Annotated in this window: 1 protein-coding gene; it reads right to left on the bottom strand. The window is 69.9% G+C overall.

Translation table 11 applies throughout. The features are described from left to right. On the bottom strand, nt 1–236 hold a 236-nt coding region (locus tag SB719_RS22575), incomplete at both ends, for a TolC family protein (RefSeq protein ID WP_412160096.1).

The following is a 236-nucleotide window of genomic DNA, read 5'->3' as shown; positions in this document are numbered from 1 at the left end:
CGCAAGCTGATCATTTCGCGCTCGCTGTCGAGCAGGGCCAGCCCGTCCACGGTGCCGGCACGGTAGTTACGCTGGGCCAGGGCAAAGCTGTGCTGGCTGTGCGCCAGGGCTGCGTCCAGCGCCTGCAACCGTTGTCGCTCGCCGTCGTAGCGGGCCAGTGCCTGGCGCACGTCTTTCAGCGCGCTCAGCGCCACGCCGTGGTAACGGGCGAGCTGCGCCCGCTGCAATGCCTCGGC

This window comes from Pantoea sp. SIMBA_079 (assembly GCF_046940275.1).
GTDB classification, from domain to species: domain Bacteria; phylum Pseudomonadota; class Gammaproteobacteria; order Enterobacterales; family Enterobacteriaceae; genus Pantoea; species Pantoea borealis.
The sequence above is the reverse complement of the archived record's forward strand: the minus strand, read 5'-3'. Positions and strand labels throughout refer to the sequence as shown.